Source organism: Shewanella polaris, from assembly GCF_006385555.1.
In the GTDB taxonomy this organism is placed as follows: domain Bacteria; phylum Pseudomonadota; class Gammaproteobacteria; order Enterobacterales; family Shewanellaceae; genus Shewanella; species Shewanella polaris.
In genome coordinates this window covers 1,193,321-1,216,556 of record NZ_CP041036.1, presented here as the reverse complement: position 1 = coordinate 1,216,556, position 23,236 = coordinate 1,193,321, and the positions used below count along the sequence as shown (strand labels likewise).

Below are 23,236 nucleotides of genomic sequence, written 5' to 3'. Positions count from 1 at the left end.
ACTAACTCCCTGTTAATACTTCTTGTTCTATTCCTGATACAACGGTGACGAGGCCCATATCACTCCGTCCAAATGTTGCAGAGCTGGATATTTCAACTCGACGGCAATAGATGTCTGAATTAGCTTTAGGACTTCGACATTTAACATCAACAATGGTTAATGGCGTTAACGTATTTGAAACACCTAAATCATTATCTACCGTGGTAAAAGCGACCGTCATATCCGTTAGCCTATTATTAGTATAAGTCAAAATGGTTTTATCTTGTTCACCTTGAGCTAATGCCATAGCCTCTAGGCGCTCAGAACCAGCACCAGCCATTCTTAATGACTGTGTAGAATTGACGGCTAAAGCCACACCAATCAATGTCATTAACACTAATACTATTAATGAAAAAAATAATACTATGCCTTGCTGATTTTTTGTTGATTTGATCATCATCTCACCTTCAGAGCAAACTTAATCATGCATTTAATACAAGTACAACAAATAACTTTTTAACAGATAACCTACGCTACCTATAAATTAATTAATTAATATTTGATTGTCTAACATGATGGTGGTTGAAACGACTTTACGTCGATAATTATCATTTAATGGACCGATAGTCTTATCCCCTAGCGTATAAGTCGTATCATTTTTATAACTACCATCTTCTTCATTTGAACGAACTAGCAAGAATAACCTTAAAGAAACTAAACGCTGAGACAGTGCATTATCCCACATTAATGTGGTCACATTTTCTACTGGCATATAGCTATTTGCAGTTCCATCGCCGTTACTGTCAAAACCATATAAAATACGCATATTTTCTATGCCCTCAACGAGTTGTTCTTCGTTATTCATACCATTATTTATCGAAAGAGTACGACGCCTTAATACAGGTATATCACCATCATCGCGGATAAAATATACATGATGTTGATATTCCCATAATCGGCTATTAATAACCCCAGGAATTGCATCGCTGCCATTGAAAAAAACAACCTCAACTGACGAAGCCGCGGCATAATAGCGAGTGGCAGTTAATGCCGTCACAGGCGGCCCAATAAAACGTTTAATTTGAATTACATCAGTATTACTATTCGGCGTAATACAAGTCATGGTTTCTGCACTTACGCCTTGTTCATATCCCCATAAATGCCGAAAGTTAGGTGTCTGAGTCGTATCTGGGAAGCTGGCGTTATTCAACCCAGCACCAACGCAATCGACAGTAACAGCGGTTGCAGAAAATGTACTATTGATATCATTAAAATTTGTACCAGTAAAATCTCCCAAAAAACCTAATTGACTAAGGTCTCTCTCCATTATAGCTAAAGCAATACGACCATTTTCTTGGAGTTGATTAAATTGACTTGTGGTTGTCACATTACTGGAAGACATGTTAAACATAGTAAAAAGCCCTGCTGTTAAAAAAAGGCTGATTAACATAGCGACCATTAGCTCTACCAACGACATTCCTCGTTGACTTTTAAATATTCTCATCATCTTATTATCGCCGTATTAACAACAAGTGTACGTCGCCTATCACTACTGGAACCACACCCTTTAATAAAATCACTTTTATCTGCAGTTCCGTCTGATGAAGCTCGTACACCTTTCCAAGTTATAACAACTGTTACATTTGTAGTATTAATATCAATACACGCGGTTGGTGAATCTAATCCTCCCACATTTTTATTATCAGAAGATTTTTCGTTTTCACCTAAAAATGCTCGTTCCCACTGGTATAAATCCCAGTTCCTGGTTTCAATATTGGTGCAAATAACCGTCACACCAACAGCAACGTCACAAGCTTTAGCGGATGTAATGGTTGTGCCAGTATAGGTGCCTGCATAAGTCGCTAGTTGACCACTATTTATGCGCATACGATTAATAATATCATTAGCATAATATGATGCTTGAGTTTGCTGAAAAGATTCAAAACTGCCTTTTTTGGAAACTAAATGAAGATTAAAAATACCAATAAGGCCTATCACCAGAATAACCAGTGATACCATTACTTCAATTAAGGAAAATCCATTCCTTTTTGGTGACATGAGCGTCAACCCTCCAGAAAAATAAACATAAAATAATCTCTACCTTTGAGATATGTATTGTAAGACGAAAGTACTCAAAAACTCTATATTGGTTACAAGGCAAAACTTATCATAGCTGACTTAAATGTAATCAGATAGTATCAATATTGTATACTGACCATTAATTATTGATGCATTGATTGATTAGTATAATACTCGGTTTACCTTTCAGTACAAAAAACCCGCGCCCTAAAATAGGTTGCGGGTTATAATTTAGCGCTTTTTAGTTTAATTACTTAGCGTAATTCTGCAGGTACGGCAAAAACAGTATCTTCTTTACGCCCTTCTATTTCAGTAATCACACTTGGTGCAAGCGTCGCTATAGCATTAACAACTTGCTGTACTAACACTTCTGGAGCCGACGCACCTGCTGTTACTGCCACTTTTTTTACATTATTAAACCATATAGCTTCAACATCGGCGGCGGTATCAACTAAATAAGATTGAGTACCGGTTTTTTCAGCTAACTCACGTAAACGATTTGAATTAGAACTATTTTTAGAGCCGACAACAATCAATAAATCGACTTCAGCAGACATACTTCTCACGGCATCTTGACGATTTTGTGTCGCGTAGCAAATATCATCTTTACGCGGTCCTTCAATTGAAGGAAAACGTTGTTGTAGTGCACTAATGATATCTAAGGTGTCATCAACAGAAAGCGTGGTTTGGGTAACAAAACATAAGTTATCTGGGTTATTGACCTGAAGATTATTTACGTCTTCAGGTGATTCAATAAGATAAACACCACCGTTAGGGTTATCATATTGTCCCATGGTGCCTTCCACTTCTGGATGACCTTCATGACCAATCAAAATACATTCGATACCTTTACGACTTGCACGAGTCACTTGTAAATGCACTTTTGTCACCAGTGGACACGTCGCATCAAACACTTTTAGACCACGCACTTTAGCTTCTTTTCTTACCGCTTGTGAGACACCATGAGCGCTAAAGATAACGATGCTGTTGTCTGGTACCTGATCAAGTTCATCAATAAAAAGAGCACCACGCTGTTTTAGATTTTCAACCACATACCGATTATGTACTACTTCATGACGTACATAAATTGGCGGTTCAAATAACTCTAAAGCACGCTCAACAATACTGATAGCACGATCAACTCCAGCGCAAAATCCGCGAGGGTTAGCCAGTAAAATACTCAGTTCAGGAGACGTCGGATCTACTTTTAGCATGTGATACCTTTTACTCAGTTATGACACTGATCACTTCAAGTTCAAACGTAATCACGCGACCTGCTAGTGGGTGGTTTAAGTCGACGGTAATGGAATCGCCAGCAGTATCGCGAACAATACCCGGTATTTCGCTGCCACCTGGGCCTGCAAAACTCACAATAACGCCTTCTTCAAGCTTCATATCAGCAGGAAAACGGCTTCTGTCCATATAATGAATCGCATCAGGGTTTGATTCACCAAAAGCATCTTGTGCCGCTAGGGTAAATGTGTGCTTATCACCTTCATTCAAATTGTTAAGCTGCTCTTCAAAGGCTGGGCTTAGGCTACCGTCACCAATATTCAAACGAGCTGGTTTTCCAGATGCTTTAGTGCTGTCTGCTGTTGAACCATCTTCCAGTACAATGTTCATATGACATAATAATGAACGACTGTCTTGTTGAGTTAAATCTGTCACTGTTACTCTTGCTCCTTCGATGGTTTTGCATCGGGTTTAAATGATTCCCAAATGATCAACACCGCACCAATAAAGATGCCTGCATCGGCAATATTAAACGCAGGGTAATGGCTGGTATTCCAATAAAAGTCGATAAAATCGACCACAAAGCCATGCATTAAACGATCAACTAAGTTCCCTAGAGCCCCGCCAATAACGAAGGTAAACGCTAGATTGCTGCGCACCATGGTATGTGATTGTTTACGAAGCCAAATGGTCAATAACGTACTAAAACCAATGGCAATGACAGCAAAAAACCAGCGCTGCCAACCGCCTGCATCATCTAAAAAGCTAAAGGCTGCCCCATAATTTCTCACGTAGGTGAAATTAAAAAATGGCAGTAACTTTACCGATTCATACAGTTCAAAATTTGCCAGGACCCATTGTTTAGATAGCTGATCGGCTAAAAACACCAATGCAGCTACCCAATACCAACGCAAGCCACTGTCTTTCCATGTTAATGGCGCAGTACTCATTATCAATGCTTCCTTAAGCGAATTCGCGTTGTTCGCCTTCACCTTCAATATTGGTCACACAGCGTTGACACAATGTTGGGTGAGCTTCGATAGTGCCGACTTCTTCGCGGTAGTGCCAGCAACGTTCACATTTTTCTGCTGCACTTTTGGTAACCACTAATTTGAGTGAACTCAACTCAGTTTCAATGGCATCATCACCAGCTTCAGATATATCCGCAACAGCCGCTTTAGAGGTTATAAGAATAAAACGTAACTCATCACCTACTTTTGCTAACTCGGCAGCTAAATCAGCATCAGCGTACAATGTCACTTCGGCTTCTAATGAACCACCAATACGTTTATCACGACGCGCTTGTTCGAGTACTTTGTTGACTTCATTACGGACAGTTAACAGTTTCTCCCAATATTCATCGCTCAAGTCACTTTCAAGTGTGATTGATTCTAAGCCTTGATACCATTCTTGAGTAAAGACGTACTTTTCACGCTTACCTGGCAATAATTGCCATACTTCATCGGCTGTGAAGCTTAATATTGGCGCCATCCAGCGCACCATAGCCTCAGCAATAAGATAAAGCGCAGATTGACAGCTACGACGAGCATGACCTTCCTGCTTAGCGGTATATTGGCGATCTTTAATAATATCAAGATAGAAACTGCCTAACTCTACAGAACAGAACTGCATCAGTTTTTGAGTGACTAAATGAAAGTTGTATTGGTCATACGCTTCGATAATTTCTTGTTGTAATGCAGCAGCACGACGCACCACCCAACGATCTAACGCAACCATGTCTTCAGTTGCAATCATATCGGTTTCTGGGTTAAAGCCATTCAAGTTTGCCAACAAGAAACGGGCCGTGTTACGGATACGACGATACGCATCTGCACTACGATTTAAAATCTCATCAGAAACGGTCATTTCACCGCTGTAATCAGTTGCAGCAACCCATAAGCGTAAAATATCGGCACCGAGTTTATTGATCACTTGTAAAGGTGCAATAACGTTACCAACAGATTTTGACATTTTGCGGCCTTTACCATCAACGGTAAAACCATGGGTCAAGACTTGTTTGTAAGGTGCTTTACCATTCATCGCGGTTGAAATCATCAATGATGACATAAACCAACCACGATGCTGATCGCTACCTTCTAAATACAAATCAATTTCATGTCCATGAAACTCTGGACGAGCAGCAACAACTGATGAGAATGATGAACCTGAGTCAAACCAAACGTCTAATGTGTCTGTGACTTTACGGTACTGATCTGCTTCATCACCTAACAATTCACTGGCATCTAAATCCCACCAAGCTTGAATGCCTTGTTGTTCAATGCGATGCGCTACACGTTCCATTAATGAAATGCTGTCTGGGTGCAATTCTTCCGTTTCGCGATTTACAAACAAAGTAATAGGCACGCCCCATGTACGCTGACGTGAAATACACCAATCAGGACGGTTTTCGACCATCTTTTCAATACGGCTTTGGCCCCAATCAGGGATCCACTTGGTTTTCTTTATCTCTTCCAGTGCTTGTGTACGCAAGCCATGGTTATCCATTGAAATAAACCACTGTGGTGTCGCACGGAAGATAATTGGTGTTTTGTGGCGCCAGCAATGCGGATAGCTATGGCGGATAGCTACATGCTGAAGTAGTGCCCCCTTTTCTTCTAACAGCGCAATCACATTAGCGTTGGCTTTAAAGACATGCTGACCGGCAAAAAATTCAGTGTCAGCTTTAAACACGCCGTTATCGCCAACAGGGTTAGCGACTTCTAAACCGTATTTTTGACCGACAATAAAATCGTCCTGACCGTGACCTGGTGCAGTATGTACAATACCGGTACCCGCATCAGTCGTAACATGGTCACCTAAAATAGCTGGCACATCAAAAGCATAAAATGGATGATTAAAGCGCATTAACTCAAGCTCAGCGCCTTTCACTTCACCTAAAATAGTGTGTGACTCCGCGCCATAACGCTCAAGACATGACTCAACCAGTACTTGAGCCAAAATCAAAGTAGTGGTTTTACCCTCTTTCACAAATTCAACCAAGCTATAATCTAACTCAGGACTCAGTGATAATGCGCGGTTAGCAGGCATGGTCCACGGCGTGGTAGTCCAAATAGCCATCGCTACCGGTTTAGTATAATTCTCAACGCCAAACTTAGCGGCAACAGCTGAGCTATCAACGGCAAAAAAAGCCACATCGATTGCTGGTGATGTTTTATCTTCATATTCAACTTCGGCTTCAGCTAATGCTGAACCACAGTCGGTACACCAATGCACAGGTTTAACACCTTTGTGCAAATGACCGCTTTCAATCACTTTTGCGAGTGAACGAACAATATTCGCTTCAGTTGAAAAATCCATGGTTAAATACGGATTTTGCCAATCACCTAATACACCTAAACGAATAAAGTCTTCGCGTTGACCGTTAACTTGGATAGCGGCATATTTGCGACATTCTTCACGAAATTCAGCAGCAGAAATCTTAACACCTGGCTTGCCGACTTTTTGCTCAACTTTCAGCTCAATCGGTAATCCATGACAATCCCAACCAGGAATATAAGGTGCGTCAAAACCAGACATGGTTTTTGACTTTATAATAATGTCTTTAAGAATTTTGTTTACGGAATGACCAATATGAATACTGCCATTGGCGTATGGAGGGCCATCATGCAGAATAAAAGATTTACGTCCAGCACGACTTTCACGGATCTGTTGATACAGTCCATCTTGCGTCCAACGATTTAACATTTCTGGCTCGCGATTGGCCAAATTACCGCGCATCGGAAACTCTGTTTCCGGTAAATTCAAAGTAAATTTATAGTCGCTCATTGATCCCATACCGTTATTTAACGCTGATTCGTTTCAGCTAGCATCGTTACTAAATAAAGCGCGAGCTTCATTTGCATCATTTAAAATCTGTTTTTTTAGCGCGTCCAATGAATCAAAGGGGTGTTCATCACGGATCTTTGCGACTAATTCCACTTCCACTCGTTTGCCATATAAATCACTATCAAAATCAAACAAATGGACTTCTAACCTGCAGGTTTGACCATTGACAGTTGGTCTAAAGCCCACATTGGCGACACCCTCGTAAATATCACTGCCATCCCAATACAAACGAACCGCAAACACCCCTCGAACAGGCACAACGTGTCGCTTTAGTGCAATATTGGCGGTTGGAAAACCGATTGTACGGCCTAATTTTTGTCCGTGAGCAACCTTACCACTTAAAATGAAAGGATGACCCAATAAACGTCTTGCTTGTTCTAAGTGCCCTAATGCTAGTTGCTCTCTCACTGCAGTAGAGCTTACCCGTGATGACCCAACAACAAAGCTCTGGGTACTGACAACCGTAAAGCCAAACTTCTTGCCAGCTTCAACCAGCATATCAAAATTACCTAAACGACCTTTACCAAAGCAAAAATCATCACCAACAACAAGATATTTAACCCCAAGCTTCTTAACCAGTAACTCTTCAATAAACGCTTCCGCAGGTTGACTGGCAAAGGCAGCTGTAAAATTGATACAAAGTAACTGATCAACTTTAAGCTCATCTAACAATCTAATTTTATCACGTAGAAGACTGAGGCGAGCTGGCGCATCAGTACCACGAAAGCGTTCTTGTGGTTGAGGCTCAAAGGTCATTAACCTTGCAGGTAATTGAAAATGATTAGCTTTATTAACCAAGCTGCTTATCACCTGCGCATGGCCACGATGAACACCATCAAAATTCCCAATGGTCAAAACGCAACCATGATGGGAAGGTAAAATATTGTGTATACCGCGAATTAATTCCATTACGCCCAATACTGCCTGTAGCAAATCGGCAGATTATATACCCAAACCAATGTCAGATGCGAGTTTCAAGCTCAGATTATTACACCGGATTTAGGATAATCCGTCGATATTCGCTCAGCCATTCAAATAGGATAAATTAACCTTGATGCTTAATTTTCCATGGGCGGACACCTAAGAGAAGTAAACTCAATAAATAAATAACCGCCCCACCGACAATAAGCTCAATCAACATAAGCATACGCTCAAAGGTATGCAATTCTAACCATACTGTAAGCTGTGGCATAAAATACAAAATAGCAATGCTCATCAAGGCGGTTGAAATGATCACTTTAAATAAGAAAAACAACGTTTGACGGCTCATTTGATAAACGCCCGCTTTATGTAAACCTCGATATAACAAACTAGCATTTAACAGCGCAGACATTGATGTTGCAATAGCTAAACCTACATAGCCAAATGGAATCGCAAAAATAAGATTGAACACCATATTGCAGACCATGGCAATGATGCCATATTTAACTGGCGTTTTAGTGTCTTGGCGTGAATAGTATCCCGGAGCTAAGACTTTAATCATCATAAAGCTCAATAAACCACAGCCATAAGCAACCAAGCTGTATGATGCCATTTCAACGTCATTTAGGCTAAATGCACCGCGCATAAACAACACCATCAGCATTGGCTTTGCGAGAATGATTAGCCCTAGCATTGCCGGAGTACCTAATAACAAAATGGCTTTAACTCCCCAATCCATGGTTTGATTAAAACCACTTCCTTGGGCATTAACATGTTTTTGCGATAATGCTGGCAAAATAACTGTCGCAATAGCAATGCCAAATAAGCCCAAAGGAAACTCAAGTAAACGATCGGAGTAATAAAGCCAGCTAATAGACCCCGTCATTAAAAAGCTCGCTATAAATGTATCGAACAATAAATTGATTTGTGAAACCGATACCCCAAATAAAGCGGGGATCATTAATGTTCTAATTTTTACCACACCAGGATGATTCCATCCCCAAGAAGGCCTAACCAGGGCTTTCTCACGGATTAAAAATGGAATTTGGAATAAAAACTGGATTAAGCCACCAACAAAAACACCCCATGCCAAACCGATTTCAGGATTTTCTAATGTGTGCGCATACCACATAGCTACTGCAATAATAGAAACATTTAAAAATACCGGAGTGAAGGCTGATACAGCAAAACGGCCACGAGTATTTAGTATCGAACCCGCTAAGGCCGTGAAGGTAATAAACCATAAATAAGGAAAGGTTATTTTTAACATAACGGAAGCAAGTTCAAACTTTTCGGCGTTAGGTCCATCATTTAACCAGTCCACAAACCAACCACCACCAAAAAGAGCTGCCAGTACGGGTGAACAAACAACACCGACCAAAGTCACTATCGTCACCAGCACGCCTAACGTTCCTGCCACTTTACTAATCAGCTCACGGGTATCTTCTGGCGTCATTTTCTCTTGATATTCAGTTAATACCGGAACAAACGCTTGAGCAAAAGCACCTTCGGCAAATAGTCGCCTTAAAAAATTTGGAATTTTATTGGCAAAGAAAAATACATCTGCACTACTACCTGCGCCCATTAAATTGGCAATGACCACATCACGAACCAAACCTAATACTCGCGAAATCAGCGTCATAACACTTACGACTAAACCTGATTTAAATAATTTTTTGCTCAAACAGCCCCCGGACACTCAATCACTTGTAAGAAAATTAATGGGTTTTATAACAAATATTCGATTATAACTCTGTCACACAGACTCAAGAGCTGGTAGAATGCGCCACATATTACACGAGTTGGGTTGAAGAAAGGCACGCTAGATTGGATTAATTTATCTTTATGATAAATATTTAATTGCAGTCGTTGACAAAACGATAAAAAGCAGGCATATTCCTCGGCCTTAAAAGTATCAAATCCAGTTTTTAGGAGTTGCACCTTGGCTAATAGCAAGTCTGCAAAGAAGCGCGCGCTTCAGTCTGAAAAGCGTCGCCAGCATAACGCTAGTCGTCGCTCTATGTTACGTACATACGTTAAAAGAGTCATCGCGGCTATCAAAAGCGGTGATCATAAAGCGGCTACAGAAGCGTTCGCTACTGCACAACCGATTGTTGACCGTATGGCGACTAAAGGTCTTATTCATAAGAATAAAGCCGCTCGTCAGAAGGCTCGCTTAAACGCAAAAATTAAAGCTATTGCAGCTTAAGTTTTTTGTTTAAGATTTAAAAAACCGGCTTAGGCCGGTTTTTTTATACCTGTTTTTTACCAGCTTATCTTATGCCTCCCCTTAGCCACCCCATCCAACAACCAATAATTCATCTAGAAATGTAATCATCTTGTCGCTTAGCAATATAACTTCTCTGCCACAATGTTGCACCGCTAAAAAACAATACCATTCAAATCTACGTCCTTTGACGTCATCAATTCTGTACTAATTAGTCACAGCCGCAATGTTGCCGAACATCAATCATCTAAGAAAAACATACTGGAAGTTATCCGAAAACGGCCGTCAAGCATTACGAAGAACAATGAAAAAATAAATAAAACAGCTATTGGGATTTAGGTTCAATAAGACTAATGAATAAATTGTGGGATTTTGTACAGAATGAAAATGGATTTATTTCGATAATGAGTTGAACACTTAAATGATGGTTAACAGTACTGAGTGTGCAGAATGATTATGCTTTCATACATATGTAATTGATTAGCGTTTACTACGACACACACCATGTATCAGTTAAAACTAAACGTCTTAACTTAATACATCATAAATCAGATGCATTAGTTAAGACGTTTACGGAGTTAAGTTAATAACAATACATATTATTTAATACTTGGATTAACTCTTTTACCTCATGACTTTTTAATGAATAAAACACAGTTTGGGCTTCTTTCCTAGTACAGACTAAATTGTCTTTACGAAGCCACGCCAAGTGTTGAGATAAAGCAGATTGACTTAATCCCAGCTTCTTATTCATTTCACCAACACACATCTCACCTTCGTTAAGTAGGTGACACAAAATAAACAGTCTACGCTCATTTGCTAAGGCTTTTAGCAACACGACCGCATGATCAGCTTGATGTTGCATTTTTTCTATATTCATCACGCGCTCTTTCTCCTCATCTAACCCCGCCCTAATATAGCGTTCCCTTACAAATTGAGTCGGGACATAAAGCACACTTTTTGGTAGATTGTTGTGAAAAATGAGACATAGCTAAAATAATCAAAGGAAACTCATGAAAAAATATCAAAGAGTGACGCTGGTAGGAGCGATATTTGCCGCATTAATGGGTTGTCAAACCACAGGTTCCACCCAATCGAATACAACCAATTTAGAGATCAATCATTCAGATGATGCCAAAATTAGCCAACAATTAGCCAAGCAGGCTTTATCATCAAGTTTGAGTTATGACATTGTTGAGTCACTTACGGTTGAAGTCGGTCCGCGTTTAACAGGTACAGATAAAGATATTATCGCCGTTGAATGGGCCATGGAAAAACTGTGGTTGCTCGGTTTTGATAAAGTCTACAAAGAGTCGGTTCAAGTTCCAGCTTGGTCTAGAGGACATGCTCACGCAAGTATCGTGTCCCCTTATGAACAACCACTTGTCATTACCGCACTAGGTGGCAGCATTGGTACACCGGCTAAGGGTATTCAAGCGCCAATTGTTCGCTTTGATAGTTTAGAAGAGTTGTCCAATGCATCCCCAGGCCGTATTGAAGGAAAAATAGTCTTTATCGACCATAAAACCGAGCGACACATTACGGGTAAAGGTTATGGAGAAGCCGTTAGTGGACGCTCTCGAGGCGCTATAGCCGCAGCTCAAAAAGGTGCTGTTGCTATTGTTATCCGTTCTATTGGTACCGATCATGACCGAATGGCTCACACAGGTATGATGCGTTATGAAGAAGGCACGCCTAAAATTCCTGCGGCGGCTATGTCAAATCCAGATGCCGATTTAATTAATGCAATGCTAAAACGCGATCCAAATATCACCTTATCATTAAATATGACCTCAGAAAGCCTTGGTATTGCCACCTCTTATAATGTTATTGCTGAAGTCACGGGAAGCAGCAAACCTGATGAAATAGTCCTTATAGGCGCTCACCTTGATTCATGGGATGAAGGCACTGGTGCGATTGACGACGGTGCAGGTGTCGCCATTGTGACCACCGCAGCTAAACTTATTCAAGATTTACCACAAAAGCCTGCACGCACCATAAGAGTCGTATTATACGCGGCTGAAGAAGTGGGATTAGTGGGTGGTAAAGCCTATGCAGCACAACATGCTGATGAGTTAGATAAGCATTATATTGCAGCGGAATCTGATTTTGGCGCAGGACCGGTTTATAAAATTGACTTTAATGTTAATCCCGCCACTTTTGAGCAAGTTAAGCAACAACACTCTGCTATGACATTAAACGGGGTTGAATTAGGCAACAATCAAGCCTCAGGTGGACCTGATGTGTCGATACTGCCAGCATTGGGCGTACCTGTTGCATCGTTAAATCAAGATGGTACAGATTACTTTGATTATCACCACACCCCAAATGATACTTTGGATAAAATTGATCCTAAAAAGTTGGCACAAAGTGCAGCAGCTTATGTTCAATTTGCTTATATGATGGCGCAATCTGAAATTGATTTAAGACCCGTCACTAAGAAAAAAGGTCAGCACTAGCCAGTTTAACTCGTTCGAGTTCAAACTAAAAAAGCCCTTATTTAAGGGCTTTTTTATTGGTCAGCAAAAACTGATTATTCTTATCGTAAAGATTAGGGTCTGTTGATCTTTGCAGGTTGAATTTTGTTCGAGATAAAAACGTTTTAATCGAGGCGAGCGGATTGCTGCCTAGCAATCTAAGCTAAATTCGCTCAACAAAGAGTAAAACGTTTTTAGCCGAACCCTTCGGGCAGCGTTTGTTGGTCATTTTTACTGCGTTATCGACTTTTTATGTAGAATAACTACACCACAAAGTCTCTGCCTTGTACAATGACCAACAATTCGCTGCAAAAACAACCTTGAAAGATCAACAGGCCCTAAAATAAGCTATTTTTGTTCATTGCGCAAAAACACGGGGTCTGCAGGCGTCGATTGCACTTCGCTGTAATAATAACCGTCGAGATCAAATTTAGTTAATTGTTCTACTGTCGTAGGTTTAGTGTCAACGATATAACGAGCCATCAATCCACGGGCTTTTTTGGCGTAAAAGCTAATCACTTTAAATTGGCCATTTTTACAATCTTTAAACACTGGCGTAATCAACTGCCCTTCAAGCTGCTTAACCTTGACTGATTTAAAGTATTCATTCGATGCTAAATTAACAATAATATCGTCGCCCTGCTCTTTCAATGCCTTATTCACTTCAGCAGTGATAGTATCGCCCCAAAAAGCATATAAGTTGCTTCCCTGTGGGTTTGCTAGCTTAGTGCCCATTTCTAACCGATACGGTTGAATCAAATCTAACGGTTTAAGTAAACCGTACAAACCAGATAAAATCCGCAGATGCTTTTGACTAGAAGCCATTTGCGATTCAGATAAATGATCGACATCAAATCCTGTGTACACATCGCCTCGAAACGCGAAAATAGCCTGTTTGGCATTATCAAGGGTAAACGGTGGTTGCCAGTCAGCAAAACGCGCAGCATTTAGTCCGGCAATTTTATCGCTTACTTTCATTAAACTGGCAATATCCATTGGTGTTAATTCACGGCATACATCAATCAATGTTTGGCTTTGTTTAAGTAAACACGGTTGAGTATGGGTATTAATGATAGGTGGATTTTCGAAATCTAATGTTTTCGCAGGTGAAACTAAAACCAGCATAAGTACGCTCCGGATAAAATCATAATGTCATCATACTGAACTGATATAAAAAAACCATGCTGTAGTAGCATGGTTTTTTCGATTACCTTAATAGGTAAATATTATTTTTCGGCCACCTCTTCAGAATTAGGCCAAATTTTTTCTTCTAGTTGTTCTGCTAGTTCAGGAAACTTACTGGTATCAAAAACGGGATCGATCCCCGCATCAATTTGTTCACGATAGTCATTAATGACTCGAATCGCGAGACTAGACAACAGCAACAGTGCAACAATATTTACGATGGCCATTAATCCCATTGATACATCGGCTAAATCCCATACCAAACTAATTTTAGCCAGAGAGCCAAACATCACCATACCTAAAACTACCACACGAAATATCGGTAGGGCTTTTTTACTATTACCCGTTAAGAACATTACATTTGTTTCTGCATAAGAATAATTGGCAATAATAGAAGTAAAACAGAAAAGTAAAATAGCAAAAGCAATAAATGCCCCGCCCCAATCGCCAACATGGCTAGTCAGTGCACTAATGGTTTTAGCAATACCATCAGAGCTAGATGCCGCATCACCAGATAATAAAATAATGGCTGCCGTTGCAGTACAAATAACAATAGTATCAACAAACACCCCCATCATCTGCACAAACCCTTGAGAGGCAGGGTGATTAGGGTTTGGTGATGCACTTGCGGCTACGTTAGCGGCACTGCCCATGCCCGCTTCATTTGAAAACAATCCTCTAGCAATACCAGCTTGCATTGCTTGGGCAACACTGTAAGCCACACCACCAGCAGCAGCTTCTTGCCAGCCAAATGCACTATTAATAACCAACATAAAGATATCGGGTAATTTTTCAATATTCATTGCCACTACAACAAAGGCAATAGCAATATAAGCAATTGCCATAATAGGCACGATGAGCTCAGATACTTTCGCAACCTTCTTAAGGCCTCCAACAATCACAAATGCACTGCAAATAACAATACCAATTCCAACGTAAACAGGCTCAAAACCAAACACTTGAGTCATTGCACCTGTAATGGTGTTAGCTTGAACAGCATTAAATACCAGGCCAAATGCTAAAATTAACAATAAGGAAAAAACCACCCCCATCCAACGCTGACCAAGGCCTTTCTCCATATAATATGCAGGTCCACCACGATACTGGCCATCACCATCTTTGACTTTATAAACCTGGGCAAGTGTTGACTCAATCATTGCGGTAGCCATACCAAGCACCGCAATCGCCCACATCCAAAACACTGCACCAGGTCCTGCTGCACCAATAGCAACAGCGACACCGGCCATGTTACCCGCACCTACACGTGCTGCCATACTGGTACAAAAAACTTGAAAGGATGATAACCCATGTTTACCTGGCCGACGGCTAATTGCCAATACTTTAATGCCATGAACAAAATGGGTGATTTGAATGAAGCCGAGACGAATGGTAAAAAACAATCCTGCTCCTACCAGCCCATAAACTAATAACTTGCCCCAAAGCAAGCTATTCATAAAATTAATAATCGTTTCTAACATCGCCATATTGACTAATCTTCCCTATTAATAGGTTATTATTTTTTATCAAGCCACTGCTATTAAGCCATTGCGCTGAATATAAATCACATAAGTAACAGACCAAGCACTTCATGTGCAAGCTGCTATATTTCAAACTGTAATACGAATACAAAGGTATTTGCGTAAAGTCGCCATTATAAAAGGTAATGGCCGTGGATTAATAGGTATTGATGGGTAATAACAGTGAATACGTAAGTTACATTAACAACGATAGACATTATCAAAGTAAATAATACTTTGAAGTAACACAAATTAAACAGAAAACCATAAGCGACACAAATCACGCTTTACCAATTTGATGTTGACAATCTATTTTTAAAATCATTGTAAATCGTTATTAAGTTTCAATCAATTACTGATTAATGGACCAGAAATGCTATTTCAATGAAAAAGCATTGATCAAAAATTAGATAAAGGCCACATTATTGTAACAAAATTACAGATACTGTGTTCTCAAAGAAAGTTAATTAATTATTATTTTTACTTTAAACCGAGGTCATAATGACTAATTCAAATGAAATAATCGCGCTAAAAAAATACGTAAGAGCTACGAATTTCCTTGCGACATCGCAGATTTATCTCAAGCAAAACGTACTTTACAAGCGCCCTTTACAACATACTGATATCAAGCCTCGCCTACTAGGTCATTGGGGGACTTGTCCTGGAATTAACTTTGTCTACGCAAACATTAACCGTCTAATCGTTAAACATAAGCGTGAATTTATTTACCTTGTAGGCCCTGGTCATGGTTTCCCTGCCGTGCAAGCTAACTTATTTGTTGAAGGCTCGTTAAGCCATTTTTACCCAGAAACTATTCCTTATACAGAAACTGGTATTGAAGATATATGTAAGAAATTCTCAGCGGCTTATGGCTATCCATCACATGCAAACCCAGAAGCGCCCGGTCAAATATTAGAAGGTGGTGAGCTAGGTTATTCACTGTCTGTAGCATGGGGTTCTGTACTTGATAATCCAAATCTTATTGCTGCCTGCTTAATTGGCGACGGTGAAGCTGAAACAGGTCCATTAGCTGCATCTTGGTATGCAAACCGTTTAGTCTCACCTAATAACAACGGTGCTGTGTTACCAATAGTACATATTAACGGTTACAAAATTTCTGGCCCTACCCGTATGGGACGTATGAGTCATGAAGAACTGGATTTAGAGTTCCGTGGTCTTGGTTATCACCCAATCATCGTTGATGATGAAATGGAAACCGATATTTTTGAACAAATGACCGCTGCAATGGACTTGTCATATGACATGATTAACGATATTCAACGCCGTGCTCGTTCTGGCGAAGATGTCGTCAAGCCTCGCTGGCCTGTTATCTTAATGAGAACAGCCAAAGGTTGGACTGGTACCGCTGAATATGATGGTAAAAAACTAGCCGGTAACTGTGAGTCTCATCAGGTTATAGTAAGCAATTGTGCTAAAGATAAGGGCCACCTTGAAGCACTTGATAAATGGTTAGCAAGCTATAAATTCGATGAACTAGTACAAACAACTGAAAGTGGCGAACTTGTATTTGATAAAGACATTTTATCATTAATGCCACCAAAAGATTTATGTTGTGGTCGTCAACGCCTAAGCTACGGCGGAGAAGTGGTTCGTGCTTTAGCAAACCCAGACTTAAGTAAATTAGGTTATGGTTCTGAAACACATCGTGGCCAACGTGGTTTCTCGATGTTGAAAATGGGTGAATGGATGCGTGATGCATTCAAACTAAACCGTGATCAACGTAATCTACGTATTTTCAGCCCGGATGAAACTTATTCTAACCAGCTACAAGCAGTGTTTGAAGAAACTGACCGCGCATGGCAATGGCCAATCGAAAGCTGGGACCAAGATATGTCTCGTGATGGCCGTGTTATTGAACTGTTATCTGAAAACTTGTTATTTGGTATGTTACACGGCTACACAGTAACAGGCCGACATGGCATGTTCCCTACCTACGAATCGTTCTCACAGGTAGTGTCCTCAATGGCTGATCAATACTGTAAATACGTTCATGCAAGTCAAGGGATTCATTTCCGTAAGCCAATTCCTGCATGTAACATTGTGTTGTCATCACTATTAGAGCGTCAAGATCACAACGGCTATTCTCATCAGAATCCGTCTTTCTTAGGCGCAATGTTAGAAAAACACCCAGACATTATTTCAGCTTATTTACCTGCAGATGCTAACAGCACCTTGGTTTATACTGAACGAGCTTATGCTGACCGAGATAAACTTAATATCATCGTTGCCGGTAAAAAATCATTGCCACAATGGTTATCATTAGATGAAGCCCGTAAGCAAAGTAAAGATGGTGTAATGATATGGGATTTTGCTTCTGACGAAAATCCAGACGTAGTACTTGCAGGTTGTGGTGATTACGCCACTCAAGAATGTATGGCTTCATTAGTACTAATTCGTGAAATTTTACCTAGAGTACGTATTCGTTTTGTGAGCGTATCTGAACTTCACAGTGACGGCTTAGGTAGTATTAAGTTCCAAAGCAAGCCTTGGATGATGGATGAAGTCTTCACTGAAGATAAAGGTGTTGTATTTAACTACCATGGTTACCCAAATACTATCAAAAAACTGGTATTTGATTATAAAGGTAACCGTCGCTTCCGTATTAAAGGTTATGAAGAAGAAGGTTCAACGACTACACCATTTGATATGGGTGTACGTAACGGTACTTCTCGCTACCATCTAGTTATCGATATGGCATACAAGTTATTCCAACAAGGCGTTATTGATGAATCACAACATGTGACTATCACCACCGACATGCTGCAACGCTTGGTTGACCATAAAAACTACATAAAAGCACACGGTGTGGATCCAGAAGAAATCGAAAACTGGGTATGGACTCGTTAACTAGATACATTTTATTAACAAAAATACGCCTTTAGGGCGTATTTTTTGTTTTAACCCGCTCAAAATGTTGCATCTTTAGGCTATATCTCACTAACTTGTTAAATATAAAGATTATATTCACAATTTCCGACCATTTATTTTAAATTCAAAAAACAATGTTTACGCCATGTTTTAATTAGATTTTCTTAATTAACGCCAACTTTTTAACGATGACATTTTATTGACCATTACTAAAAATTAATCTTTTTACTATGGAAAAACATCTAATTACCGACCATAATTGCGCCGCTGGCTAAAATACAAAGGAACACCACATTAAGTGTCAGCAATGCATGACTATAACAACTCCGTTACATGCATAAATGGTGGAGTAAAATAACAATGGACTTAAATATGATGAAGAACACATTAAAAGTAGTATTACTCACATCTATGTTGCCTTTTGCTGCTTCTGCTGCAGAAGAACTAACACCTTGGTATGTTGGTGCTGGTTTAGGCGTCAATAACTATGAACCAAATTGCGACCAAAAAACCATGAAAGTTTGTGGTGAAGATGATCCATATGCTTGGGACGTATTTGGTGGTTATTTATTTAACGAATATGTTGGTATTGAATTAGGTTATCGTGACCTTGGCCGTGCTGAATGGACTGATTATTCTGACAAACGCAATGATGTTGGCGCTCGTGGCGTTGCATTAGGTTTTGTTGGTTTTTACCCTCTTGCAGACAAGTGGAGTTTATCGGCTGAAGCTGGTGCATTTAACTACCTAATCTCGAACAAAAAAGAATACAACACTGAATATTACAGTGATAGCGGTATTGCACCATACCTTGGTGCAGGTGTTGGCTATAACTTTACCGATAATTTAAAGTTACAAGCTAAATATCGTCGTTATGAAAATCTTGACGAAGAAAAGTGGGACACGCTTTCAATGGAAAGCAATTATTGGGGCCTTGAACTAAGCTACCGTTTTGGTGCTAGTACTCCAGCTCCTGTTGCCGCTCCAGTTGTTGCACCAGTTGTTGTTGCTCTTGGTGATGATGACAAAGATGGCGTAACAAACAACATAGACAAATGTCTAGACACTCCATCAACTCATAAAGTTGATGCGACTGGTTGTACTGTTTATGAAAACGTTACAACTAAGTATGACTTAGGTGGTATTTTATTTGCTAATGATTCAGCTGATATCCGTTCTGGTTCATTTGCTGATTTAGAAAAACTTGCTGATCATTTAAATAAATACCCGCAACACACTGTATCTATTCAAGGCCATGCGTCTAACGTAGGTAAAGCGGCATACAACATGAAGCTTTCTGAGCGTCGTGCGGTAGCTGTTGCAAATTCACTAAACAAAAAGTACGGCATTAGCATGAGCCGTATCAATTCTGTTGGTTACGGTATAACTAAACCAGTTATGCAAGGTAGCTCAGCTGAAGCTAACCGCGTTAACCGTCGTATTGAAGCAATCGTTACTGGTACTGAAAAACGTCCTGTAATGCGTTAATTGTCACAATAATACGCTACACTTTAAAAGTCGCTGCTTGCAGCGGCTTTTTTATTTTCAGAACAACCTAAACTGAATCTAAATGCGACTGTCATTGACCTTGCGGACATAATATTGCAAGTCACTTTCTACTTCATTAATCTATTCTGTCTTTTTAGCAACAATAATGGCGTTAAATAAGTAAAAATAACCGCTTTTTTCGTAATTTTTTTACAAATAAAGTTGGAATAATCCCTAAAATCGCTTCTAATAAAGATATTGATCTATATTCACTGCTTATCGAGAGGAAATTCCCATGGCCAACACACTCGCGCAACTCAAATCATTCACAACCATAGTTGCTGATACTGGCGACATAGAAGCGATTAAACGTTACCAGCCAGAAGATGCTACAACTAATCCATCACTTATTCTAAAAGCCTCTCAGATCCCTGAGTATGCTTTCCTTATTGAGAATGCAGTTGAATGGGCCAAAACTCAAAGCAACAATATTGAGCAACAAATTGAAGATGCGGGTGACAAACTTGCTGTGAATATTGGTGCAGAAATTTTAAAGCTCGTACCGGGCAGAATTTCAACTGAAGTCGATGCTCGCTTATCATTTGATAAACAACGCTCAATTGATAAGGCCCACAAGCTAATCAAATTGTACCAAGAAGCTGGAATTGATAAATCACGTATACTGATTAAATTGGCTTCAACTTGGGAAGGTATATGCGCGGCTAAAGAACTTGAACAAGCTGGTATCAACTGTAACCTAACTTTACTGTTTAGTTTCGCTCAAGCAAGAGCTTGTGCTGAAGCGGGGGTATACCTGATTTCACCTTTTGTTGGTCGTATCTTAGATTGGTATAAAAAAGATACTGGTCAAGAATATACTGCAGAAAACGATCCAGGAGTGGTATCAGTTACTGAAATCTACAACTATTATAAGCAGCATGGCTATAGCACTGTAGTAATGGGCGCGAGTTTCAGAAGTATCGGGGAGATTATTGAGCTAGCGGGTTGTGATCGTCTAACCATTGGCCCAGCATTGTTAGAAGAATTGGCTAACACTGATGTCAAAATCAGTCAGAAATTGATTGCTACTACAGCAACACATAGTGCGCCAACACCAATGACTGAATCACAATTTCGTTGGGCGTTTAATGAAGACCCAATGGCAGTTGATAAATTAGCCGAAGGTATTCGTAATTTTGCCATCGACCAAGGCAAACTAGAAGTGATGTTAACAGCAAAATTAAGCTAGTTGGAGGTTTTACTCGTGACGACACTGACTCAAAGTACGACTTGGAAAGCGCTTCAAACCCATACAAGTCAATTACCTCACATGCGTGAATTATTTGCTCAAAACCCACAACGTTTTGAACAAATGAGTGTTACGGCTTGTGGTCTGTTTTTAGATTATTCTAAAAACCGTGTGAACGATGAAACACTTAAGTTACTATTTTCGCTGGCTAAAGAAGCCAAATTAAGTGAAAAAATCACCGCTATGTTCAATGGTGATATGATAAACAACACTGAACAGCGAGCTGTATTGCATACTGCATTACGCAGTAAAGCCACTCAAACAATTATTGCTGAAGGCGTGAATATCGTTCCTGAAATACAACAAACATTAGCTAAAATGGCTAAATTTGTTGATTCAGTACAATCTGGCAATTGGAAAGGTTATACCGGTAAAGCGATCACAGACATTGTGAGTATTGGAATTGGTGGTTCCTTTCTTGGACCAAAAATTGTTTCACAAGCACTAAAACCCTATTGGCAAGGTGGGCTTAACTGCCATTTTGTCGCTAACGTTGATGCTACCTCTCTTTGTGAAAAGTTAAAAAATCTCAATGCTGAAACAACATTGTTTATTATGTCGTCAAAATCCTTCAACACTCAAGAGACGCTCACAAATACACTCAGTGCCAAAGACTGGTTTTTGGCCCAAGGAGCAAGCCAACAAGATGTTGCTAAACATTTTGTGGCAGTAACATCAAATGTGGCTAAGGCAACAGAGTTTGGTATGGACGCTAACAACATATTCCCAATGTGGGATTGGGTTGGTGGACGTTATTCGTTGTGGTCAGCCATTGGTCTACCAATAGCGCTACTTATTGGCATGGATAACTTTAAAGACTTGTTAGATGGTGCACATCAAATGGATGAGCATTTTACTAACACGCCTATTGAACAAAACATGCCCGTGATCATGGCAATGCTATCGGTGTTATATAGCAATTTCCATGGTTCTCAAGCACACGTCATTTTAGCTTATGATCATTATTTGCGGGGTCTACCGGCTTATTTCCAGCAATTAGACATGGAGAGTAATGGTAAGTCAGTGACCTTAGATGGTACTGACGTTGATTACAGCACGGGCCCAGTAATTTGGGGCGGTGAAGGCACCAATGGCCAACATGCTTATCATCAATTATTACATCAAGGTACAGCACTGATTCCTGCTGATTTTATCATGCCATTGCAAAGCCATAATCCGCTGGGCAAACATCATGATCAACTTGCGTCTAACTGCTTTGGGCAAACTCAAGCGTTAATGCAGGGTCGAACTTATGATGAAGCACTTGCTGAACTAAATAATAGTTCATTGGAACCCGCTCAAATAGCACTTATTGCCAAGCATAAAGCGATGCCAGGTAATAAACCGAGTAATACTCTACTGATGGACAAACTGACACCGAGCACATTAGGTGCGTTAATCGCGTTATATGAACATAGGACCTTCGTTCAAGGTGCAATATGGCAAATTAACTCATTTGATCAATGGGGAGTTGAACTAGGTAAACAGCTGGGTAATGACGTATTAGACCGTATTGGGGCACCAGAAGAGGCTAGTCAGTTAGACTCATCAAGTAATGCGCTGATCAATTTGTACCGTAAGGGACAGCTTTAATACTTAACCTCAATACGGAATAAACAGATAATTTATTACTGTTACCCTCCCGAACTGCGGTCTGTTAACACATTTGAGAAAAACCGTTGATAAAGCACCTTTAGCATTAATTGTTGAAGGTGCTTTTTTATGTTCAATATTCATTTAAAAACGCATCATAGAATATTAAAACCGCTGCAGAAATTCATCAAACTGTTACCGATTAGTAACATAAATGAAACTAAAGTATTGCAACCTATAGTTGAAATATGATACTTATTTATGCAGAGACATCATAATAACAAGGGAGGTTACCATGGATCGATTAGACTATGGTGGTGCGCTAGACGAAGTTGTTGAAAGACCAAGCCGCTCAAAAAGCTCATCAAAAAAACGCAAATGGCGTGAAATTGAAGCCATCAAAGATAAGCAGCGTTTACTCAAGGAATTACAAGATATTGACGATTCATTCAATTTTGACGTCAATACATTGATACTTTAATTGAATTCCATC

Annotated in this window: 19 protein-coding genes and 1 pseudogene; 8 read left to right on the top strand and 12 right to left on the bottom strand. The window is 39.9% G+C overall.

Features of this window, described 5'->3' with window-relative positions:
• Position 1: 1 nt before the first annotated feature.
• The 9 genes from FH971_RS05380 to murJ form a co-directional block, all read right to left on the bottom strand.
• The gene (locus FH971_RS05380; RefSeq protein WP_240778447.1) at positions 2-439 is read right to left on the bottom strand and encodes a pilus assembly PilX family protein; all 438 of its coding nucleotides are present in this window, start codon (positions 437-439) and stop codon (positions 2-4) included.
• Positions 440-523: 84 nt separating this feature from the next.
• Entirely contained in the window at positions 524-1,486 is a 963-nt protein-coding gene (locus FH971_RS05375) for a PilW family protein (RefSeq protein WP_140233619.1), read from the bottom strand.
• A complete protein-coding gene (gene pilV / locus FH971_RS05370; RefSeq protein WP_140233618.1) occupies positions 1,483-2,037 on the bottom strand; it encodes a type IV pilus modification protein PilV in 555 nt (184 codons plus the stop codon). The genes FH971_RS05375 and pilV overlap by 4 nt, the downstream gene beginning before the upstream one ends.
• Before the next feature lie 275 nt (positions 2,038-2,312).
• Complete coding sequence (gene ispH, locus FH971_RS05365; protein ID WP_206194457.1) at positions 2,313-3,242, bottom strand: 4-hydroxy-3-methylbut-2-enyl diphosphate reductase; 930 nt, start codon at positions 3,240-3,242, stop codon at positions 2,313-2,315.
• Positions 3,243-3,282: 40 nt separating this feature from the next.
• Entirely contained in the window at positions 3,283-3,726 is a 444-nt protein-coding gene (gene fkpB, locus FH971_RS05360; RefSeq protein ID WP_140233616.1) for an FKBP-type peptidyl-prolyl cis-trans isomerase, read from the bottom strand.
• 2 nt (positions 3,727-3,728) lie between these two features.
• A complete protein-coding gene (gene lspA, locus FH971_RS05355) occupies positions 3,729-4,241 on the bottom strand; it encodes a signal peptidase II (RefSeq protein WP_140233615.1) in 513 nt (170 codons plus the stop codon).
• 13 nt (positions 4,242-4,254) lie between these two features.
• Positions 4,255-7,077, bottom strand: coding sequence for an isoleucine--tRNA ligase (ileS, locus tag FH971_RS05350; protein WP_140233614.1), 2,823 nt, complete (start codon positions 7,075-7,077; stop codon positions 4,255-4,257).
• A 33-nt stretch (positions 7,078-7,110) separates the two neighbouring features.
• Entirely contained in the window at positions 7,111-8,046 is a 936-nt protein-coding gene (gene ribF / locus FH971_RS05345) for a bifunctional riboflavin kinase/FAD synthetase (RefSeq protein ID WP_140233613.1), read from the bottom strand.
• Positions 8,047-8,182: 136 nt separating this feature from the next.
• Positions 8,183-9,742, bottom strand: a complete 1,560-nt coding sequence (gene murJ, locus FH971_RS05340; protein ID WP_140233612.1) for a murein biosynthesis integral membrane protein MurJ — start codon at positions 9,740-9,742, stop codon at positions 8,183-8,185.
• Between the two features lie 258 nt (positions 9,743-10,000).
• Between murJ and rpsT the strand changes: the two genes are divergently transcribed.
• Positions 10,001-10,267: a 30S ribosomal protein S20 gene (gene rpsT / locus FH971_RS05330; protein ID WP_137222243.1), complete on the top strand. Its 267-nt coding sequence runs from the start codon at positions 10,001-10,003 to the stop codon at positions 10,265-10,267.
• 601 nt (positions 10,268-10,868) lie between these two features.
• Here the strand turns inward: rpsT and FH971_RS05325 are convergent.
• Positions 10,869-11,165, bottom strand: coding sequence for an ArsR/SmtB family transcription factor (locus FH971_RS05325; protein ID WP_137222247.1), 297 nt, complete (start codon positions 11,163-11,165; stop codon positions 10,869-10,871).
• Positions 11,166-11,298: 133 nt separating this feature from the next.
• On the opposite strand from FH971_RS05325, the gene FH971_RS05320 reads away from it, so the two are divergent.
• Positions 11,299-12,744 carry a M20/M25/M40 family metallo-hydrolase gene (locus FH971_RS05320; protein WP_140233611.1) on the top strand — a complete coding sequence of 482 codons (1,446 nt, stop codon included), beginning with the start codon at positions 11,299-11,301 and terminating at the stop codon, positions 12,742-12,744.
• Positions 12,745-12,929: 185 nt separating this feature from the next.
• Positions 12,930-13,171: pseudogene (locus FH971_RS20690) on the top strand (hypothetical protein).
• Here FH971_RS20690 and yaaA read toward each other — a convergent pair.
• The gene (gene yaaA / locus FH971_RS05305; protein ID WP_140233610.1) at positions 13,111-13,887 is read right to left on the bottom strand and encodes a peroxide stress protein YaaA; all 777 of its coding nucleotides are present in this window, start codon (positions 13,885-13,887) and stop codon (positions 13,111-13,113) included. The pseudogene FH971_RS20690 and the gene yaaA overlap by 61 nt on opposite strands.
• Positions 13,888-13,988: 101 nt before the next feature.
• Positions 13,989-15,425, bottom strand: a complete 1,437-nt coding sequence (locus tag FH971_RS05300) for an alanine/glycine:cation symporter family protein (RefSeq protein WP_137227321.1) — start codon at positions 15,423-15,425, stop codon at positions 13,989-13,991.
• Between the two features lie 540 nt (positions 15,426-15,965).
• On the opposite strand from FH971_RS05300, the gene FH971_RS05295 reads away from it, so the two are divergent.
• The 5 genes from FH971_RS05295 (at position 15,966) to FH971_RS05275 (ending at position 23,224) form a co-directional block, all read left to right on the top strand.
• The gene (locus FH971_RS05295) at positions 15,966-18,332 is read left to right on the top strand and encodes a phosphoketolase family protein (protein WP_140233609.1); all 2,367 of its coding nucleotides are present in this window, start codon (positions 15,966-15,968) and stop codon (positions 18,330-18,332) included.
• Between the two features lie 393 nt (positions 18,333-18,725).
• The gene (locus FH971_RS05290) at positions 18,726-19,841 is read left to right on the top strand and encodes an OmpA family protein (protein ID WP_140233608.1); all 1,116 of its coding nucleotides are present in this window, start codon (positions 18,726-18,728) and stop codon (positions 19,839-19,841) included.
• Positions 19,842-20,136: 295 nt separating this feature from the next.
• Positions 20,137-21,090, top strand: coding sequence for a transaldolase (gene tal, locus FH971_RS05285; protein ID WP_137222257.1), 954 nt, complete (start codon positions 20,137-20,139; stop codon positions 21,088-21,090).
• A 15-nt stretch (positions 21,091-21,105) separates the two neighbouring features.
• Complete coding sequence (pgi, locus tag FH971_RS05280; protein ID WP_140233607.1) at positions 21,106-22,743, top strand: glucose-6-phosphate isomerase; 1,638 nt, start codon at positions 21,106-21,108, stop codon at positions 22,741-22,743.
• Between the two features lie 295 nt (positions 22,744-23,038).
• The gene (locus tag FH971_RS05275) at positions 23,039-23,224 is read left to right on the top strand and encodes a DUF3545 family protein (protein ID WP_137222261.1); all 186 of its coding nucleotides are present in this window, start codon (positions 23,039-23,041) and stop codon (positions 23,222-23,224) included.
• Positions 23,225-23,236 lie beyond the last annotated feature (12 nt).

Excerpts from the sequence above, each read along its gene's own strand:
- yaaA (WP_140233610.1), bottom strand. The coding sequence starts at position 13,887 with ATGCTGGTTTTAGTTTCACCTGCGAAAACATTAGATTTCGAAAATCCA.
- ribF (WP_140233613.1), bottom strand. The coding sequence starts at position 8,046 with ATGGAATTAATTCGCGGTATACACAATATTTTACCTTCCCATCATGGT.
- FH971_RS05380 (WP_240778447.1), bottom strand. The coding sequence starts at position 439 with ATGATGATCAAATCAACAAAAAATCAGCAAGGCATAGTATTATTTTTT.
- FH971_RS05275 (WP_137222261.1), top strand. The coding sequence starts at position 23,039 with ATGGATCGATTAGACTATGGTGGTGCGCTAGACGAAGTTGTTGAAAGA.
- ileS (WP_140233614.1), bottom strand. The coding sequence starts at position 7,077 with ATGAGCGACTATAAATTTACTTTGAATTTACCGGAAACAGAGTTTCCG.
- FH971_RS05320 (WP_140233611.1), top strand. The coding sequence starts at position 11,299 with ATGAAAAAATATCAAAGAGTGACGCTGGTAGGAGCGATATTTGCCGCA.
- pilV (WP_140233618.1), bottom strand. The coding sequence starts at position 2,037 with ATGTCACCAAAAAGGAATGGATTTTCCTTAATTGAAGTAATGGTATCA.
- lspA (WP_140233615.1), bottom strand. The coding sequence starts at position 4,241 with ATGAGTACTGCGCCATTAACATGGAAAGACAGTGGCTTGCGTTGGTAT.
- FH971_RS05325 (WP_137222247.1), bottom strand. The coding sequence starts at position 11,165 with ATGAATATAGAAAAAATGCAACATCAAGCTGATCATGCGGTCGTGTTG.
- FH971_RS05295 (WP_140233609.1), top strand. The coding sequence starts at position 15,966 with ATGACTAATTCAAATGAAATAATCGCGCTAAAAAAATACGTAAGAGCT.
- FH971_RS05375 (WP_140233619.1), bottom strand. The coding sequence starts at position 1,486 with ATGATGAGAATATTTAAAAGTCAACGAGGAATGTCGTTGGTAGAGCTA.
- FH971_RS05300 (WP_137227321.1), bottom strand. The coding sequence starts at position 15,425 with ATGTTAGAAACGATTATTAATTTTATGAATAGCTTGCTTTGGGGCAAG.
- tal (WP_137222257.1), top strand. The coding sequence starts at position 20,137 with ATGGCCAACACACTCGCGCAACTCAAATCATTCACAACCATAGTTGCT.
- FH971_RS05290 (WP_140233608.1), top strand. The coding sequence starts at position 18,726 with ATGATGAAGAACACATTAAAAGTAGTATTACTCACATCTATGTTGCCT.